Here is a 15,831-nt window from a genome sequence, read left to right on the forward strand (position 1 = left end):
CCCCGGAGTCGCCCCGTGCAGCAGGTCTGGATCAACGCCAAGGGGGAGAGCGCCACGCTGGGCGTGCGCGAGGCGCCCGCGCCGCAGCCCGGACCGGGCGAGGTGCGGGTGGCGGTCGCGGCCGCCGGCGTGAACTTCGCCGACGTGATGATGCGCCGGGGCCTGTATCCCGACGCGCCGCCCCTGCCCGCGGTGCCCGGCTACGAGGTGGCGGGCGAGGTGGTCGACGTGGGCCCGGGCGTGCCCGACGAGCTCGTCGGGCGGCCGGTGGTCGCCATGTGCCGCTTCGGGGGCTACAGCGAGGAGATCTGCCTGCCGCGGGCCCTGGTCTGGGAGCGGCCGGCCGCGGTCGACGCCGTCGCGGCGGCGGCGGTGCCCGTCAACTACCTCACGGCCTGGCAGATGGTCCGGGTGATGGCCCCGGCGACGGCCGGCGACACCGTGCTGATCCACTCGGCGGCGGGGGGCGTCGGGCAGGCCGTGATCCAGCTCGCCGGCGAGGCGGGGGCGACCCTGCTCGGCTCGGCCTCGCCCGCCAAGCACGCCCTCCTGCGCGACCAGGGGCTGGTCCACGTCTTCGATTCGCGCGAGCCCGACTTCGCCGCCGGCGTGCGCGCGGCCACGGGCGGCCGGGGCGTCGACATCGCCCTCGAGCCCCGCAACGGCCGCTGGATCGGGGCGTCCTACGACAGCCTGGCCAAGTGCGGGCGCCTGGTCCTGTTCGGCTTCTCGGGCGCGGCCCGGGGGCGGCGGTCGGGCACGTGGTCGGCCGTGCGCACCCTGGCGGGCGTGCCCTGGCTCAGACTGAATCCGATCCGGCTCATGAACGACAACAAGGCCATCGCCGGCGTGAACCTCGGCCGCATGTGGGACCAGCAGGAGCGCACCGCCGCCTGGATGGAAGCCCTGCTCACGCGCCTGGCCGACGGGCGCATCCGGCCGGTGATCGATCGGGTGCTGCCCTTCTCGCGCGCCGCCGAGGCCCACGACCGGCTCGAGGAACGGCGCAACGTGGGCAAGGTGATCCTCGTGCCCGACGCCCGGTTCGCCGGCGAGGCCGGGCGCCAGGGAGGGGCGCCGTGAAGATCTCGGTGGCCATCATCACCCGCGACGCGGCGGCCGATCTGGACCGCTGCCTCGCCTCGCTGGGTTTCGCCGACGAGGTGGTGGTGCTCGACCAGGGCAGCACCGACGCCACGGCCGCGGTGTGCGCTCGCCACGGAGCCGCCCTGCACCAGGGCGCGTGGCAGGGCTTCGGGCCCACGAAGCAGGCGGCGGTCGACCTGTGCCGCAACCGCTGGGTGCTGAGCGTCGACTCGGACGAGGAGGTCACGCCGGAGCTGGCGGCGGCCATCGGCGCCCTGCCCGAGGCGCCCGCCGAGGCGGCCTTCGCCGTGAACCGGCTCAGCCGGTTCCTCGGGGCCTGGATCCGGCACTGCGGCTGGCATCCGGACCACGTGGTGCGCCTGTTCGACCGCGAGCGGGCGGCGTTCAACGCCAAGCCGGTCCACGAGGGCATCGAGACCGCGGGGACGGTGGGGCGCCTGCCCGGGCTGCTGCGCCACTACACGTACGAGACCATGGAGCAGTACGTGGAGAAGCTGAACCGCTACACGACCCTGGCCGCCGCGGAGATGCACGCCGCCGGACGCCGCACCAGCCTCGTGCAGGCGGTGGTGCGGGCCGAGGCCACCTTCTGGCGCATGTTCGTCCTGCAGGGCGGCCTCCTGGACGGATGGCACGGGGCCGTGCTGTGCTGGTCGTCGGGCTTCTACGTCCTGGCCAAGTACGTGAAGCTGTGGCGGCTGGGGCGCCCGTGAAGGTGCTCGTCGCGCGCACCGACCGGCTGGGCGACCTCGTGCTGTCGCTGCCGGTGCTCGCCGACCTGAAGGCGGCCCTGCCCGCGGCGCAGGTCCACGCCATGGTCGCGCCGGGGGCGGTGCCGCTGGTGGAACACGATCCGGCCGTGACCCGGGTGTGGACCTGGCACGACGCCCTGTCGGCGGCCGACACCGATGCGCTCGCCGAGGCCCTGCGCGCCGAAGGATTCGCCGCGGCCGTCCTGTTGCAGTACCGCCGGGAATTGGCGACCTTGCTGCGGCGGGCGGGCGTGCCGCGCCGCTACGGACCGCTCTCGAAGTGGTCGAGCTGGTGGCTGCTGAACCGGGGCGCGCGGCAGGGCCGGTCGCGGCGCGCGCGCCACGAGATGGACTACAACCGCGATCTGGGACGGCGCCTGGCGCGCGACCTGGGGGCGGCGGCGGCGGTGCCCGCCGGGGGGCCGCGCCTGCACCTGGGCCCCGCCCAGCGGGAGGCCGCGGCGGCGTTCCGCGCCGCGCACGGGACCGCGGGCCGGCGCATCGTCTTCGTCCATCCGGGTTCGGGCGGGTCGGCCCTCGACTGGGAACCGGCCCGTTTCGCGGCGGTTGCCAACGCCCTCGCGGCGGACGGGCACTTCGTGGCGATCACGGGCGCCGGGGCCGACGGGGCCGTCGTCGAGCGGGTCGCCGCCGGGCTGGCGCCCGGGGTGGCGGTGCTGCTCGACGCCTTCGACCTGCGTGGGTTCCTGGCGGTGCTCGCGGCGGGCGACCTCTTCATCGGCCCGTCGACCGGCCCGCTGCACATGGCCGCGGCCCTGGGCGTGGCCACGATCGGACTCTTCCCGCCGGTGCGGACCATGCATCCGGACCGGTGGGGGCCCCGCGGCGCCGGCGGCGACGCGGGAGCGAATCTGGTGCCGCCGGTGGACTGTCCGGCCCGGCGCGTGTGCCGGGGCGAACGCTGCCCGCACCACAACTGCATGGATGCCATCGCGGTCGCCGACGTCGTGGCGGCCGCGCGCCCCCGGTTGGCGCCGACCGCGCCGAGCGACCGGAAGAACGGAGAAGCCCGATGACCACCCACGCCCACCGCATCGTCCGGCGCCTGCTGCCGGCCCTGGTCCTGGCGGCGCTCGCCGCCGCGACCCTCCCCGTGCCCGCCGCCGGCGCGACCGATCCGGCCCGGGTCGAACGCCTGCGCGACGGGATGGACCAGGCCAAGAAGGACGGCGCCAAGGGGCAGCTGCCCCAGGCCTGGTGGGACCTCGACGCGCGTCTCGACGCGGCGGCGAAGAGCGGCGCCACGGAAGAGCAGTGGCGCGCCCTCGAGGCCGACGTGGCGCACCTGCGCAGCGCCGCCGCCTTCGTGTCGCGCATGCGCCAGCAGAAGAGCGGCATCGAGGCCGTGCTGTCGCGCTTCGACCAGGCCCTCGCCGAGATCGGGGCCCTCTACGGGGTCGATCCCGACCCGACCCTGTCCGGCAGTCCCGCCGCCCGGGACCTGCTCGACCGGCTGGGCGAGTCGCGCCTCGAGGCCCGCATCCTCGTCGACTCCCTCACGGTGGAGAACCGCCGCCTGAACGAGATGGTCGGCACGCGCATCGTCGAGCAGGACTCGCTGATCACGGCGCTGCGGGTCGAGGTCAGTGCGCTGCGCCAGAAACTCTGGGACACGGAACTGCGCGCGGGCGTCGCCGAGGCCGACCGCACCGCGGCCGAGTCGGTGCTCACCCGCAAGCAGCAGCGCGAGCAGGCCATCGCCGAGGTGCGCGGCGCCTTCGGCCCGGACGAGGCCGAGATCATGCTCACGGCCGAGGGCGACGTGGTGCTGCGGCTCTTCGGCGTCGCGTTCGGCGTGGGCAGCGCCACCATGAGTCCGGGCCAGGAAGGCCTCGTCACGCGGGTCGCCGACGCCGCGCGCCGCTTCCCGGGCGCCGCCGTGCGCGTCGAGGGCCACACCGACGACACGGGCGGCCGCGACGCGAACCTCCGCCTGTCGCGCCGGCGGGCCGAGTCGGTGGCCCGGCTGCTGGAGAACGAGCTGGGCTGGGAGGGTGAGACCATCGCCACCGAGGGCTTCGGCCCGGACCGTCCCATCGCCCTGAACAGCACCGCCGAGGGGCGCGCCCGCAACCGGCGCATCGACGTGGTGATCGCGGGCGGCCTGTAGGCGCCGCCGCCGGGGGCGAACGAACTTCCCCGCAAGAATCCGCACGAAATCGGGATCCCCGGGCCGGTCGCGACACGATCCGGCCCGGATCCGCCCTCGTCGATTGACAATCGGGGCTCGATTGCTACTATTGCCGCCCATTCCGCAGCGGAAGCCCGAGAGGGGATGACTCGGGGCCTTCCGGAATCACCATCGCCCAACGAAACATGGAGGGAGAACCCATGCTGACTTTTCTCGCGCAGGCCGATGCGGCCAGCAACATGGTCGATGCCGACTACTGGATGAAGGCCATGGATTTCCTGAAGACCGAGGGGCCGGGCCTGGGCCTGAAGGTCGTCGGGGCCATCGTCATCCTGATCATCGGCCGCATGGTCGCCGGCGCGGTCCGCAAGGGAGTCAGCAAGGTCATGTCGGCGCGCAACGTCGACCCGAGCCTGACCGGCTTCATCGCCAGCCTGCTCTACTTCGCCGTCATGACCTTCACCGTCATCGCCGTGGTCGGCCAGTTCGGCGTCCAGACCGCGAGCTTCGTCGCCATCCTCGGCGCCGCCGGCTTCGCGGTGGGCATGGCCCTGCAGGGGACCCTGGCCAACTTCTCGTCCGGCGTGATGCTGCTGCTGTTCCGGCCCTTCAAGGCCGGCGACGTGATCGAGGCCGCCGGCGTCAAGGGGAAGGTCGTCGACATCGCCATCTTCAGCACGACGATCAACACCCCGGACAACGTGAAGATCACCGTGCCCAACGGCCAGCTCTACGGCGGCATCATCAAGAACTTCAACGGCTACGAGACCCGTCGCGTCGACATGGTGATGGGCATCGGCTACAGCTCGGACATCGACAAGGCCATGCGGATCCTGCGCGAACTGGCCGACAACGACAGCCGCGTCCTGAAGGATCCCGAGGTGACCATCGCCGTGTCCGAACTGGCCGACTCGAGCGTCAACCTCATCTTCCGCCCCTGGTGCCAGGCCGACGACTACTGGGGCGTGTTCCTGGATATGCAGAAGGCCACCAAGCAGGCGTTCGATGCCAACGGGATCGAGATCCCGTTCCCGCAGCGCGTCGTGCACATGCAGCAGTCCTGACAACCCGAAACGTTTTCGTATCCGAGGGAGGATCCGAGATCATGCGCAATCGCCACACCGGACTCAACCTGATCATCGTCGTGGGTCTCGTCCTCGGCCTCGCCCTGCCGGCGCTGGCCCAGGACAAGCCCGAGACGCCCATGGGCGTCTGGCAGAAGGAAGTCAAGCTCGGGCTCAACATCCTGCAGAGCTCGTACAGCCAGAACTGGAACGGCGGCGAGAAGGGGTCGGTCGTCTGGACCGGCAACGTCGACGCCCGCCTGGAGAAGCAGTTCTCGGAGACCGCCAACTGGCGCAACACCCTCAAGCTGGCCTACGGCCAGACCCACAAGCAGGAGCGCGACGGGAACAACCAGCTCTACTGGCAGAAGCCCGACAAGACCGACGACATCATCGACTTCGAGAGCATGTTCCGCTGGACCCTGAGCAGCGGCTGGGATCCGTTCGTGGCGTTCAATTTCACGTCGCTGTTCGAGGACCTGACCGACGCCCAGGGGCGCTCCCAGAACTTCAACCCGATGACGTTCAAGGAATCGGCCGGTATGTCGCGGAAGATCATCGACACCGAGAAGCGCCAGCTGCTGACCCGCATCGGCATCGCGTTCATCCAGAACAAGCGCTCGTTCTTCCTCGATCCGCTGCCTTCGACCGAGAAGACGTCCGAGACCTCGACCGAAGTGGCCGCCGAATGGATCACCGAGTACAAGGTGGGGGCCCTGGATGGACGCGTCGACTGGGAGTCGAAGCTCACCCTGACCCAGCCCTTCTCCTACTCCGGGAAGTCGACTTTCGAGGACGGCTTCACCACCGTGCAGCCCCTGCCCGAGGACGTGGCCAACTACACGACCACCCTCGACGCGGACTGGGAGAACACCTTCACCGCCAACATCACCAAGGTCATCTCGGTGAAGCTGTTCATGCGTTGGGTCTACGACAAGTACGACAACACGGTCAAGCCCGTGGTCGACGACGGCGGCAACCTGGCCAACGAGGCCGACGTGCAGAACGCCATCCGCAAGGCGGGGCAGTTCAAGCAGACTCTGGCCCTGGGATTCGGGTACACCTTCAACTAGACGCCGGATGCAGGTCCGGGGGCGTGCGGCGGCTACTTCCTGTAGCCGCCGCCCTCGCTTACGGGCCGCTCCGCCCTCCTGGCTCCGCGACCCTCCAGACGCCCCGGACCCGCATCCGACGTCCAGGGATGGGGAGAAGTCCGGGGATTGCAGGGGATCGTGCGGGATCGATGGAAAGCAGGCGGCCACAGGGGTGGCCGCCTGCATCATTGTCAGCCGGAGCGCCGGCGCGGACTAGAGGGGGATGGTCGCCCGAAGCTTTTCCGGGGCCGGCTCCGCGGTGACGACCGTCAGGCCGATGGTGTGCAGGTCGATGGCCGCGAGAACGCGGGGGTGCGCCGCGACCTCCTCCCAGGCGCGTCGCATACCCGCCGACCACGAGATGTCGTCGAAGGCGATGACGGCCGAGTCGGCCAGGTGGGGCAGGGTCTGGGCGAAGTACTGCAGCACCGCGTCGTGGTCGTGGTGGCCGTCGTTGAACATGTAGTCGAGGGGGGCCGCGGCGGCCAGCACGCCGTCGAGGGTCGCGAGGAAGGGCCCGGTCACCACGTCGGCCCGCCCGCAGCCGAGCTCCCGCAGGGTCTCGCGGGCGAGGTCGGCGATGGCCGGCGAACCCTCGAGGGTGCGCAACGTGCCGCGTTCGTTCCGGTCGAGGGCGGCCGCCTGGTAGGCGGCGGAGATCCCCACGCAGGTGCCGAGCTCGACCCCGGACGCCGGGCCCAACCGGTGCACGAGGTGGTGCAGGAACCGCGCCCAGAAGGCCGACTTGCTCACGCCCGCGATGCGGGCCACGGGGCGGCGGCAGACCACGCCTGCGGCCATCTCGTCGTCGGTCCGGCTGTCGCTCGAGCGCCCGGCCCCGAAGTCGACCATCTCGATCTCGTCGGTCGAGGCCAGCAGGGCCGCGCGGCGGGCCTCGATGCGCCCGAAGGTCCGCCGGACTCCGTCGTCCGCGCCGTCTCCGAGCACGTCGAGGAGGGCCGCACCGATGGCGGCCACCTGGGGGTGGGCGTGGCGGGCCAGACGCTCGGCGGCCGGACGGGCCCGGCGGCGGCGCACCGAGCGCACGACCGGCTTGAGAGTCGATTTCAGCCTGGCGACGAACATGGGTTCCTCCTCCTGGGGCGACTTCGCCGCCTCCATTGCGCTATTCCTTGAGCAGTCCCGCCACCAGCTTGAAGTCCGCCGTCCCCGCTTCGCCGAGGATCTCGAACATGATCATCTGGGCGCCGTGCCGCTGCACGCCGATCTCGCCCATGCGCTGCAGGCCGATCTCCCGGTTCGCCGCCGAACACGAGCTGACCGCATCGACGGCCACCACGACCTGCTTGCCCTGCCGCAGCAGGTCGAAGGCCGTCTGGTAGATGCAGACGTGGGTCTCGATGCCCACGAGGATGATCTGGTCGCGGCCGAGGTCGGTGATCGCCTTGTTGAAGGGCCCATGGCCGGCGCAGCTGAAGGTGATCTTCTCGATGGGCGCGAAGGGCGAGCAGAGGTTGCGGATCTCCGGCACGGTCACGCCCAGGCCGCGGGGGTAGTGCTCGGTGGCCACGATGGGAATGCCCAGGTGCTGGCAGAAGCGGATCAGCCGCTCGGAGTTGGCCATGACCCGCTCCATGCCGTGGATCAGGTCGCGGAACTTCTCCTGGATGTCGACGACGACCAGGACGGCGCGCTTGCGGTCGAGGCGCGCGGGCAGGTCGGGCTTGCTCATGACTGGTCCTTTCATCAGTTGCGGCGCGGCGGGGCGTACTCCCCCGCCGGCTCGAGGGTCTCGGCGTAGGGGCCGTGCCAGCTCAGGTTGAAGAAGCGGTCCGGATCGGCCGGCGCGCCCTCGCCGAGCACGAAGAGCGACAGGTTGCGCGAGTCGAAGAAGTAGTCGCGCGACCAGTTGCTGGTGCCGAGCCACAGGCCGCGGCCGTCGACGGTCAGGTACTTGGCGTGCTCGACCCGCGCGAAGGGAATGAAGCCCCGCGCGTGCTCGGGGATGTTCGTGAAGCGCACCTCGATGCCCGGGAGCACCGCCAGGCTCTTCAGCCAGGGCACCTTGTACTTCGTCTTCGACCAGTTCGAGACGATGATGCGCACCTGCGCGCCGCGGACCGCGGCGCGGCGCAGGGCGCGGTCCAGGTCGTCGAAGAGGCGCTGCTCGCGGTCGGTGGTGCCGTAGGACAGGAGCTGCAGGTGCACCGAGTCCTGGGCGGCGTCGATCAGGTCGACGAGCAGGGGCAGATCCCAGGGCACGCCCTCGGGCAGGGCCTGGGGCGGGCTCGCCGCGACCAGGCCGCCCACCGCGGCCCCCGCGGCGGTGCGCAGGGGCGACGTCGGCAGGGTGAAGAGATCCGGCGTGTCGGGCACGACCGCGGGCATGGGGCGCGGGTCGGCGGCCAGGCTCCAGTCCAGGTCGAAGACGGCGGCGACCCGGGCCGCGAGCTCGGGCTGCCGCACCAGGGCGCCCAGCTCGTGGATCTGGTCCAGGGCGCGCCAGTCCCAGTTCTGGCTGCCCACGAAGAAGGCGTCGTCGTCCAGCACCATGTACTTGGCGTGCTGGATGCCGCCCCAGAGCCGCCCCCCGTCCAGGATGCGGGTCTCGGCCCCGTCGAGGGCGCCGATCTCGCCGGGCACCTCGGGGTAGTTGTCCATGAACTTGCTGTCGGCGATCAGCTGCACCTTCACGCCCCGACCGGCGGCCGCCCGCAGGGCGGCGAGGGAGGGCAGCAGGCGGTCGGTCAGCCCGGCGGGCGGGGCGGCGTCCCGCCCGTCGCCGATGCGGCTGAAGTAGAAGCTCGCCACGCGCACCCGCGCGTCCGCGGCGTCGATCACGCGGGGCCACACCACGGCCGCCTCTTCGAGGTCGGGCAGGTCGAGGGCCGTGCCGGCGGGGAACGATTCGACGAAGGAGATCGTCCCGGGCTCCACGGCGCCGGCGACGCCGGGCAGGAGCGCGCCCAGCAGCAGGGCGAACAGGGCGCCGGACGGGCGCCGATGGCGAACGGGCATGAAAGTGGACCTCTCGGCTGGGGTTCGAACTCCCCGCAGGATAGACCGACACCGCCCGGGGGACAAGCCCGACGCACGCAGGCCCCGCCGGGCGGGGCCTGCGCACGTCCGATCGGTGGCCGGGAACCTCAGCTCTTGGCTGCCTTCAGCAGGTGATCGAGCTCGTTCATGCGGCCCTCGTAGTCCTCGGCGAAGGCGATCACGCCCTGCGCCAAGCTCTCCGGGTCGATGCCCGCGCTCTCGCACACCTCGTCGACCGAGCCGCCCGGCCGCCACATGTCGTCCCAGTCGCTGGTCATGGCGTAGCGGTCGGCCAGGGGGTTGAAGATCCAGTCCTTCATGGTGCGCCGCGACCGGTTGGTCACGTAGGTGCTGTTCATCATGTCGGCGGCGGTGATCACCGAATCCTGGTAGGCCTCGTCCTGCAGGTCGAAGAGCTGCGGGCTGGGCACGGCCACGATCTTCACGTTCACGCCGGCGGCGTCGATGGCGGGCAGGGCCCGGATCAGGTTGTAGGTGCTCATGGTGCCCTGGACCATGATCACGCCCTGGTGCGGCAGGCCGGCCTTGTAGCCGCGCAGCACGTAGGCGCCCCTGGCCGCCAGCTCGTACGAGCCGAGCCCGAGGGCCGCGCGGTCGGGAATCTCCACGCCGGGGCGGGTCAGGTGCAGGGCCACGATGGGCCGGTCGGTCTTCATGGCCGCCGCCAGCATCACCGGCACCTCGTTGTACTCCCAGGGGTGGATGTCGATGACGTGCCCGTCCGGGAAGAGCTGCGTCGTGCCCGGGCTGAAGATGCCGAAGTGGGTGCGGCTGTCCTCGGCCGTCTCGGGACCGCTGTGTCCGGCGACCCAGATCACCTTGCCCACCTTCAGCTCGCAGTCCTGGGCGAGCTGGCTGTACAGGCGCATGGCGCCGTACTTCAGGTAGCTGAAGCTGCCGTAGGTGCTGCAGGCGGTGTAGTAGCCGTTGAAGTCGTTCTCCGGGTCGTCGGACATGTTCACCGACGCCGCGCCCACCATGATGCCGGCGTTGGCGAACTCGGTGATGCCCTGGGGCAGGATCACGCCGTCCGGGTTCTTGTCCCGCGTGTACCAGCCGGTGTTCTTCATGTCGCCGAAGTCGTCGCCGAAGCCGGCGATGTTCGTCGAGCCGGCCAGGTCGGCGCTGCAGACGAGGAACAGCGGCCGGCCGTACTTCGTCTGGCAGAGGCTGTTGATGTAGCTGCCCCAGCGCGCGAAGCCGGCCCGGTTGGGCTGGTTCTCGCCGGGCTTGGCCCACATCTCGGCCGGATACGACGCGATGTCGAACAGCGTCTCGTCGTGCAGGGGATTCTTCGCCACGGGCAGGCGGAAGCCCTCGATCTCGGCCGGGACGCTCTCGCCCAGTTCGACCAGGCGGTCGGCCAGGTAGGCGACCAGGTCGTCGTTGCCGCGCAGCACGTCCAGCGCCACGTTCATGTTGGCGGCGAACTGCTCGCGCAGGGCCTCGCCCTTGGGCGCGCCCTCGCCCCGGCCGACCCACTCGGCGCCGTAGACGGCGCTGAAGTCGTCGCGGCACTGCCAGAACAGGTCGCTGTTCATCTTGTGCGGCGAGCCGTGGCTCGGGGCGTCGACCTTGTGGTAGCCGCGGCCCTTGGTGGTGCGGCCGAAGAGCATGCTCGGGCGCAGGGGCGTGCCGCCGCCGTGCGTCATCTCGAGCAGGCCGCGCGTGACGCCCTCCCACTCGCTGCCGCTGCCGCAGTCGTACACGTCCCAGCCGTAGGGCTTGAACCAGTCCTCGGGGGTGCCGTGGACGATGCTGCTGGTGGCGTGGGGGTCGATGCCGAAGTCGTTCCAGTCCATGACCATGTGCAGGTTGTCGAGGCCCAGGCCGTAGGCCGAGTTCTTGGTCTCGTGCCAGCAGCCGGCCGTGTGGCCGCCCTCGCCCTCGAAGCCGAACACCTTCACACCCGTCGCCCGCGCGTGCTTGAGGGCCATGGCCTCGCCGGCGGCCGGGGGCGCCCCGTGGCCGCTCGGGCCGGTGTTGAACTTCACGAAGAGGTTCTTCTCGGCCATCTCGGCGTGGCCGGGCAGGCCGTCGCGGTTGCGGAAACCGATCAGGTCCTCCCAGGTCATCATGCGGTCGGCGCCGCCGCCGACGAGGTACTTCGCGTCGCCCGTCTTCTCGTACATGACCCGCAGCGCTTCGTTGAACACGGTCAGCGTCGCGTACACCAGCGGCACGCAGTGGCCGGCCACGAGCACGAAGCGGTCGCCGAATCGCTTCTCGGGGTGCCGGATGTCCCAGCGCATGGCGCCGCTCAGCAGCAGCGAGACGAAGTAGTGCACCTTGGAGCGGCTGCCGCCCGGGTGGCCGCTCTGGCGGTAGTTCAGCATCAGGTCGATCTGCTGATCGATGACGTCCTTGAGGATCTCCCAGCGGGCGAAGTTTTCCTTCTGGGCATTGAAGAGGCTGGTGACGTCGGACATCGGAATGCTCCTCTCGATCAGCGGCGGCGGCCCGGGGGGCCGGATACGGGAAGACGACGATGCGGCGGCGATGCGCTGGCCGGCGCGAGGGACGATCGCCCCGCGCGGCGCGGCCGGACCGGCGCCCGACAAATGTGGTCGCGCGTGGGGGCGGATTCAAGGGCAATCGGCCCGGCGCCGGCGATTCTAGGGCTCCGCGGGGGATCTGGCCAGACCCGAACTAGGCGGCCGGCCGGGGAAGTGGTAGGGTTGCCGTCGACCCCCGCAAAAGGGCCCCCCGGCGGGCCCCGTCCGCCGAAAGGACCGTCATGGACGAAATGCACACGCCTCCGCCGCCCCCGCCGCCCGGACCGTCGTCCGCCCTGACCCACCCCATGGGCCCCGGATTCGGCAACGTGCTGGGGGACATGCGCTTCGTCGGCTGGGTCGGACTCGTGTACGGGATCCTGACCTGCCTCTCGATCGCCGGCGCGATCATCGGCGTGCCGCTGATCATCGCCGCCCACCGCTTCATCGAGGGCGTCAACCGCTTCGAGAACTACCGGCAGGGCCGCTCGGAGGCCGAACTGAGCGCCGGCTTCGCCGAACTCGGCCGCAGCTTCCGGCTCATGAAGATCCTGGTCATCATCTACATCGTGCTGATGGTCTGCAGCATCGCCCTGGTGTTCATGGTCGGCGGGCTGGGCATGCTCGCGGAACTGGCCGAGGGCAGCTAGTCGATCACGAAGGGTTCGAACCCGATCCTGCGGACGTCGCTCCACAGGATGTGCCGGGGAGCGGCGTCCGGCGTCTCCCACACCAGCACGCCGGCGTTCCCGTCGCCGGTGTCCTGCTCTCCCTGCAGGTCCAGCACGATCCCATTGCGCAGCCCGACGCGCACCGCCGCCGGCGCGGTCGGCTCGATGGTGGCGATCAGGCGGAAGGGGATGTCGTAGGCCGTGCCCATGGCCGAGTTCCCGTTGAAGAGGTCGCCGGTCCGGGCCTCGTCCAGATCGAAGACCAGGCGGCCGCGCCAGGTGCGGCCGTCGGCGTCGGTGACCGCCCCCCGCAGCGGGCCGTCGCCGGCGTAGGCGTCACGTCCGGGACCGCTGCCGTGGCCGGTGGCGAACGCGGCGCTCTCGAACAGGTCCCAGGGGATCGTCAGCCGGCCCCGATCGGTGGTCTCCACGACGACCCCGCGGTTGCCGTTGCCGACGTCGTTGGAGCCGCTCAGGGCGAGCACGCGCCCGTCGCGGAGGGTGGCCTCGGAGTTGCCGCCCGGCACGCGCCTCAGCTCGGCGAGGTCGCCCATGGCGAGATCCTCCTCGTCGCTGTCGAGGATGTCGGTGTCCACGCACTCGGACTTGTCCCATTGGATGAAGCCCTCGTACGACCCCTCGCGGCTGCGGACGTGGCCCCAGAGGCGAGCGGCCGGCGGCGCCAGGTCGGCTGGCGCCTGGGCGAAGCGGATCTCGCGGAACTCGTCCCAGTCCAGGTCGTGGGTCTCGCCGTCGGCGGTGGTGACGATGATGTCCTGGGAGACGTCGTTGGAATGGCCGCGCACGGGGTAGAGGGTGCCCTCGTTCATCTCGAGAGCGATCGCCTCGTCGGCGTCGACCCGGATCGCCGCCACGTCGCCGAAGCGCGCCACGAACAGGCGCCGCAGCTCGCGTTCGCCGTCCCGGTTCTCCAGGGCGTAGGCGATGCGATCGATCAGGCCGTGGTTGCGGTAGTACTCCTGCCGGCGGGCTTTCGCCAGGGCCTCCATGTCGGCGTAGTCGTCCCACTTGACGTCGCGCTGGCGGGAATGGAAGAGGTCGTCCCAGAACGCCTCCTCGTCCTCCCAGCGCAGATAGCCCGTGAGTTTGCCGCCGTCGTCGAGGGTGACGGTGCCGTAGAGGAAGCCCGCGTTGGGCGCCGGATCGCCCGCCGCCTGGCCGGCGGCGACCGCGAGCGAGAGGGTCCAGAGGAATCCGATCAGGAGGAGTCGGTGGCGCACGGCGGTCCTTTGCGACGGGGAGCAGGGGGTGGCGACGACCTGCAGACGCAGCGACACCCCCTCGGGTTGCGACGGACCGTCACACGCTAGCGATAGCGCGCCTTGACCGCTCCCCAGTTCTCGCGCGCGGTGGCCACCGGCGAGCCGAGCTGGATCTCGAGCGCCGCCGATTCCACGACGGCCGAGTGCTCGCAAAGGCACACGGTCGGATAGGCCGGGAACTCGACGCAGCCCAGCCCGACCAGCCGCAGCGTGCCGAGCCCTCCCGCCAGGAAATCCCAGCCGGCGGGGGGCGTCACGAACTCCAGCTCCAGGTCGAACGTCTCGCTGCCGTCGGTGGTCGCGCCGAAGACGTACGCGGCGGAGCCGAGGGCCGTGCCGTCCGCGACCAGGGCCTGGACGAGGCCCGCGTCGCCGTCGCCCTCCTGCGCGCCGGCGAAGTTGCCGTCCTGCCAGCACACGACGCGCAGGCTCGGGTAGCGTCCCGTCACGTGCAGCCGCACGGCGGTGACGTCTTCCAGGGCGCGCGACGCGTCGAAGGCCAGGTCGACGCCACCCTGATCGAGATACAGTGCGGGCGCGCCGAGGTCGAGCGGCACGGTGACGAGCTCGCCGCCGTTCGCCGTCGATGCGAAGAGGAGCGCGAGCCCGAGGCCGATGACGGAGCGGTTCAACATGAGATTCCTCCAATCCCGGGATGAACAGGCCTGATCATCATAGCACGGTCGGGGGGCGGCAAGCAATCCGCTCGCGGCGAGGCGCTAGTCGAGCGCCCGACCCAGATGGTGCATCTGCAGCACCGCCGCCGCCGCCCGGGCGTCCTCGACGGCGCGGTGGGCCGTGAAGCGCTCGGCGAGGTCCATGCGGGCGAGGATCGACTCGAGGGTCAGGCCGCTGGTGCGGTGGTCGTTGGCGGCCAGCCACACGGTGGCAACGGCCCGCAGGTCGAAGGCGCCGCCGGCGATGTGGGAGCGGTAGTCCAGGCCGTAGCGGTCGCACTCCTTGCGCAGCAGCGGGATGTCGTAGTACGCGCCGAAGGCCGCGATGATGGCCTTGTTGCGCGGCCCGTACCACGCCAGGAAGCGGGGCCCCACGGCGGCGAAGGTGTCCCTGTCGGCGACCATGGCCGGCGAGATGCCGGTGATGTCGGTGATGAAGGGCGGGATGGGGTGGTCCTCGGGGCGCACCAGCTCGCTGAACTCGTCGACCACCTCGAGGCTGCGCCGGTCGAGACGCACGGCGCCGATCTCGATGATGCTGCTGCGCTCGATGGTGTTGTTGCCCTGGTCCTCGGCGGGACAGCTGGCTTCCAGATCGATGACGACGATGTCGGTGGTGTAGCGCATGGCGCCGCTTTCGTTCGGGGGACCGGGCCGAAGCCCTCCAATGTTCGGGGCGGCGCAGGCCGGGTCAAGAAAAAGCCGTCCGCCCTGGGGCTGGCTGCCCCATTTTTGAATACACTCAACCGATTTCGCCGCTTGAGTTTATATAATATCATAATTTTTGCGTTGCGGTGGGTGCTCGATCTCTGCTAATATATTAACAACCAACCGGGCCCCAAACAGGAGGTTTCGTCATGAGATTCCTGATCCCCCTGGTGGTTGTCTGCATGGTCCTTCTCGCCGTGACGCCGGCCGTGGCCGAATCGTACCGCGAAGAAGGGCTCCCGGCGTTCGTCCCGGATCCGCAGGACCCCCTGCAGGTTCCCCGGGGGATCGCCGTCCTCCAGCTTTCTCCCATGTTCCTCGAGATCCACGGCATCAACGAAGCCAGCGTGGCCGTCGAAAACGCGCTGCTGGCCGAGTTGGCGGCGGCCACCGACGAGGCCGAGGTCGAGCGCCTCGTGCTGCGTCTGGCGGCCCTGGACATCGACCGGCAGTTGTCGGTGCTGAAGGTGCGCATCCGGTATGCGCGGCTCGAGGGGAGATTCGACGAGGCGTTCCGCCTGCGTCAGGAGATGCTGCAGCTGCTGCAGAACGGCAACGGCCCGCCCATGTAGGGCGGACCGTCGTCGCCAGACCATCGCATCCGGATCGGCCCCGGGCAGTGTCGGCTGATCCGCTGGGGGCGACCGCCACCGGGGCGGTCGCCTCCGCGTCTAGCAGGCTGTTGAAAAACTCCTCCCGGCACGCGGTACGCCTGGCCAAGCCGATCTCTGCGTTGCGATCCCTTGCCGTAGCTCCGGCTACGGCGGCGGAATCGCGCCTTGATCTCGGCCCGGCCAGGCGCACCGG

General features: G+C 70.7%; 15 protein-coding genes. 8 read left to right on the plus strand and 7 right to left on the minus strand.

The features are described from left to right. The first annotated feature begins 15 nt into the window (after nucleotides 1-15). From KDM41_07730 to KDM41_07755, 6 genes are all read left to right on the plus strand, one after another. Nucleotides 16-1,083 carry a zinc-binding dehydrogenase gene (locus tag KDM41_07730; protein MCB1183308.1) on the plus strand — a complete coding sequence of 356 codons (1,068 nt, stop codon included), beginning with the start codon at nucleotides 16-18 and terminating at the stop codon, nucleotides 1,081-1,083. Further along, the gene (locus KDM41_07735; GenBank protein ID MCB1183309.1) at nucleotides 1,080-1,820 is read left to right on the plus strand and encodes a glycosyltransferase family 2 protein; all 741 of its coding nucleotides are present in this window, start codon (nucleotides 1,080-1,082) and stop codon (nucleotides 1,818-1,820) included. Before KDM41_07730 ends, KDM41_07735 begins: the two co-directional genes overlap by 4 nt. After that, nucleotides 1,817-2,896 carry a glycosyltransferase family 9 protein gene (locus KDM41_07740; GenBank protein ID MCB1183310.1) on the plus strand — a complete coding sequence of 360 codons (1,080 nt, stop codon included), beginning with the start codon at nucleotides 1,817-1,819 and terminating at the stop codon, nucleotides 2,894-2,896. The genes KDM41_07735 and KDM41_07740 overlap by 4 nt, the downstream gene beginning before the upstream one ends. Beyond that, nucleotides 2,893-3,990 (plus strand): OmpA family protein, encoded by a 1,098-nt coding sequence (locus KDM41_07745; GenBank protein MCB1183311.1) that lies wholly within the window; start codon nucleotides 2,893-2,895, stop codon nucleotides 3,988-3,990. The genes KDM41_07740 and KDM41_07745 overlap by 4 nt, the downstream gene beginning before the upstream one ends. A gap of 281 nt (nucleotides 3,991-4,271) precedes the next feature. Next, nucleotides 4,272-5,075, plus strand: a complete 804-nt coding sequence (locus tag KDM41_07750) for a mechanosensitive ion channel (GenBank protein ID MCB1183312.1) — start codon at nucleotides 4,272-4,274, stop codon at nucleotides 5,073-5,075. Between the two features lie 41 nt (nucleotides 5,076-5,116). Continuing rightward, the gene (locus KDM41_07755; GenBank protein MCB1183313.1) at nucleotides 5,117-6,148 is read left to right on the plus strand and encodes a DUF3078 domain-containing protein; all 1,032 of its coding nucleotides are present in this window, start codon (nucleotides 5,117-5,119) and stop codon (nucleotides 6,146-6,148) included. Between the two features lie 234 nt (nucleotides 6,149-6,382). Here KDM41_07755 and KDM41_07760 read toward each other — a convergent pair whose 3' ends face one another. The 4 genes from KDM41_07760 to KDM41_07775 form a co-directional block, all read right to left on the minus strand. Beyond that, nucleotides 6,383-7,255: a class I SAM-dependent methyltransferase gene (locus KDM41_07760; GenBank protein ID MCB1183314.1), complete on the minus strand. Its 873-nt coding sequence runs from the start codon at nucleotides 7,253-7,255 to the stop codon at nucleotides 6,383-6,385. A 40-nt stretch (nucleotides 7,256-7,295) separates the two neighbouring features. After that, complete coding sequence (locus KDM41_07765) at nucleotides 7,296-7,862, minus strand: isochorismatase family protein (GenBank protein MCB1183315.1); 567 nt, start codon at nucleotides 7,860-7,862, stop codon at nucleotides 7,296-7,298. A gap of 14 nt (nucleotides 7,863-7,876) precedes the next feature. After that, on the minus strand, nucleotides 7,877-9,148 hold the full coding sequence (locus tag KDM41_07770; GenBank protein ID MCB1183316.1) for a hypothetical protein: 1,272 nt from the start codon (nucleotides 9,146-9,148) through the stop codon (nucleotides 7,877-7,879). Nucleotides 9,149-9,276: 128 nt separating this feature from the next. Beyond that, nucleotides 9,277-11,619: a transketolase gene (locus KDM41_07775; protein MCB1183317.1), complete on the minus strand. Its 2,343-nt coding sequence runs from the start codon at nucleotides 11,617-11,619 to the stop codon at nucleotides 9,277-9,279. Nucleotides 11,620-11,927: 308 nt separating this feature from the next. On the opposite strand from KDM41_07775, the gene KDM41_07780 reads away from it, so the two are divergent. Then, nucleotides 11,928-12,335 carry a hypothetical protein gene (locus KDM41_07780; protein ID MCB1183318.1) on the plus strand — a complete coding sequence of 136 codons (408 nt, stop codon included), beginning with the start codon at nucleotides 11,928-11,930 and terminating at the stop codon, nucleotides 12,333-12,335. On the opposite strand, the gene KDM41_07785 is transcribed toward KDM41_07780, so the two are convergent. The 3 genes from KDM41_07785 to KDM41_07795 form a co-directional block, all read right to left on the minus strand. After that, on the minus strand, nucleotides 12,332-13,597 hold the full coding sequence (locus KDM41_07785) for a hypothetical protein (protein ID MCB1183319.1): 1,266 nt from the start codon (nucleotides 13,595-13,597) through the stop codon (nucleotides 12,332-12,334). The two genes, KDM41_07780 and KDM41_07785, sit on opposite strands and share 4 nt — an antisense overlap. Nucleotides 13,598-13,683: 86 nt before the next feature. After that, the gene (locus tag KDM41_07790; GenBank protein ID MCB1183320.1) at nucleotides 13,684-14,274 is read right to left on the minus strand and encodes a hypothetical protein; all 591 of its coding nucleotides are present in this window, start codon (nucleotides 14,272-14,274) and stop codon (nucleotides 13,684-13,686) included. Between the two features lie 84 nt (nucleotides 14,275-14,358). Continuing rightward, entirely contained in the window at nucleotides 14,359-14,943 is a 585-nt protein-coding gene (locus KDM41_07795) for an exonuclease domain-containing protein (protein ID MCB1183321.1), read from the minus strand. Nucleotides 14,944-15,173: 230 nt separating this feature from the next. Between KDM41_07795 and KDM41_07800 the strand changes: the two genes are divergently transcribed. Continuing rightward, nucleotides 15,174-15,596 (plus strand): hypothetical protein, encoded by a 423-nt coding sequence (locus KDM41_07800; GenBank protein ID MCB1183322.1) that lies wholly within the window; start codon nucleotides 15,174-15,176, stop codon nucleotides 15,594-15,596. Nucleotides 15,597-15,831: the final 235 nt, after the last annotated feature.

The organism is bacterium (assembly GCA_020440705.1).
Lineage (GTDB): Bacteria > Krumholzibacteriota > Krumholzibacteriia > LZORAL124-64-63 > LZORAL124-64-63 > JAGRNP01.